Origin of the sequence: Neisseria sp. HMSC074B07, from assembly GCF_001810355.1 — a bacterium.
In the GTDB taxonomy this organism is placed as follows: Bacteria; Pseudomonadota; Gammaproteobacteria; order Burkholderiales; family Neisseriaceae; genus Neisseria.
Genome location: NZ_KV800976.1, coordinates 1 through 1,980, shown reverse-complemented (window position 1 = coordinate 1,980; position 1,980 = coordinate 1). Strand labels below are relative to the sequence as shown.

Annotated in this window: 4 protein-coding genes; all 4 read right to left on the bottom strand. The window is 37.5% G+C overall.

The features are described from left to right. Positions 1 to 147: 147 nt before the first annotated feature. Positions 148 to 429, bottom strand: a complete 282-nt coding sequence (locus HMPREF2726_RS10735) for a hypothetical protein (protein WP_009311280.1) — start codon at positions 427 to 429, stop codon at positions 148 to 150. A 2-nt stretch (positions 430 to 431) separates the two neighbouring features. Next, positions 432 to 566 (bottom strand): hypothetical protein, encoded by a 135-nt coding sequence (locus HMPREF2726_RS14830; protein WP_283118870.1) that lies wholly within the window; start codon positions 564 to 566, stop codon positions 432 to 434. Between the two features lie 124 nt (positions 567 to 690). Then, entirely contained in the window at positions 691 to 975 is a 285-nt protein-coding gene (locus HMPREF2726_RS10730; RefSeq protein WP_009311281.1) for a DUF6881 domain-containing protein, read from the bottom strand. A 1-nt stretch (position 976) separates the two neighbouring features. Continuing rightward, the coding region (locus tag HMPREF2726_RS14505) for an HYD1 signature containing ADP-ribosyltransferase family protein (RefSeq protein WP_210399702.1) at positions 977 to 1,980 on the bottom strand (1,004 nt) is incomplete at its 5' end.

Below are 1,980 nucleotides of genomic sequence, written 5' to 3'. Positions count from 1 at the left end.
CGGCGGTCAAATCGCCGTAGCCGTCGTAGTCGTAGCGCAAAAAGGGTACTGAGACCGTCTAATAAACCGAAAAAACCACGTGCGTACTTGAGGCACGCACCCTACCTGTGAATTTGGAAATTTATGCAGGCTACGGATTGCTTTATTTTATTTAAAGGATACAATAGAAGTAATTTTATTAATAAATTTTTTAGCTAAATCTTCATTTTCTTTTTTGAAAAATCGAATATCTAAGCCGTCATCTACATCACTAACTAAAATAAATTCTTCTTTCATAAATAAAAAATACCACATATCAGCATTAGGACTTATAATCACTTCTTGTAATTCAATATCCATTACCTTTATTAATTCATTGATTTCACTACTATCAAAAGAAAAATCTAATGGAAGAGACCATAGGGATTTATTAATTTTTAATGCTTCCATAATTATACCCCTAACTCTGCAAGTAATTTGGCACAATCGACACCATCCAGCAACTTTTTATTTACTGATTCTCTAGATTTTCTTGATGATTCTATAATATCTTCATAAATATCTTCATAAATTGCATTGCCTTCCAATCCCTTTTCTTCTTCGCAACTAATTGTTTAAAGGTTAGCATTGGAAAGGAATTTCATTTTGAAATTAATTATATGCGCTTTAATATACAACACATACAACCATTGATTTGAAGATTTATTTAGGTCACGATTTGCTATGTATTACTTTCTCCCACGCATTATCAAATTCTCCTTTTGAAATTTCAACTGCCCAAAATTGCTTATCTTTATTAATTTCTTCTATTTTTGGTATTGGCAATTCTCCTAAAAAACATGATTCTGTTTCCTTTTCTTGGGAAGCATATAAGTGGTTGCCAGATTTAAAAAATTCTATTTTTCTTACCTCATATCTATTTCCATCCAATTCACTATAAATTATAGATGGGTCATCATTGTTATCATGAAACCATAACGTTCTCATATAAAACATTTTAATTCCTTCCGTATCCAATAATTCTTCCACTTATATCCAATGGTCGATTGTTTGGAATTACAAAAACATTTTTCCTACCTTCTACAACATTTAAACCTCTCGTATCAATAGCAACAAATCTCTCAAATCTATTCCCTTGGAATGGCATACCAACAAAAGAACGAGATAAACTAGCATTAGTGCTTGTCCCAGGTAAAATATTTGAGAGATACTGTCCATCTCCATATCTAGCATCTTTAGGATTATTAGCTTTAAGAGAAGGAAGAATTTGATTACTCTCTAAGATTCCAGATAATCCTTTTTCACTTGTATAATGAAAATATGTTGAATTTCGAGATAACTCAGTTGCATCCTTAGGGTTATAACCCAAATTTCTAAAATGCTTATATCTGCGGTATCGTTCTGGGCAGGCTTTCAATCCTAACCAATCAACCCATCTAAATGTATTTACTGCAAATAAGTAAAGATTATTTCCCCCTTCTAACCCAATCGGGTCCTGACTGATAAACCTACCGGTTTCAGGTTCGTAATAGCGGAAATAGTTATAGTGCAACCCCGTTTCCCTATCGTAATACTGGTTCTGTAATCTGAACGGCTGATGCGCGTTCCGATAGACGCATTCGTCCTTTTTCAGACGACCCCAGGCGGTGTATTCGCCGTACCATAAGAGATTGCCGTGGATGTCGGTCATCTCGCGCGGGATGCCGATTTGGTCGTTGTGGAAATAGGCGAGGTATTGTTTGCCGTCTTTGGCGTTGTCAAAGACTTGCGCCAGCGGTTCGTAGCTGTCTTGGTCGGTGTAGATATAGGTGTAGCTGCCTTTGTAGGTGTACTCCTGAAGTAATCGCGTGCCGTCCCAGACGAAGTGGGTGCGTTTCGGGTCGGTACTCGTCCAGGCGAGTTTGTCTTGGCGTTCTTTGGAAAGCCTTCTGCCGAACGGGTCGTAGGCGTATGTCCAGATCTCGGTGTTGCCGGCGGGCTTTTTGATTTCGGCGCGGACGA

What these genes read in the sequence shown, in the direction of transcription:
- HMPREF2726_RS10730 (WP_009311281.1), bottom strand. Translation starts at nt 975, where the DNA reads ATGTTTTATATGAGAACGTTATGGTTTCATGATAACAATGATGACCCA.
- HMPREF2726_RS10735 (WP_009311280.1), bottom strand. Translation starts at nt 429, where the DNA reads ATGGAAGCATTAAAAATTAATAAATCCCTATGGTCTCTTCCATTAGAT.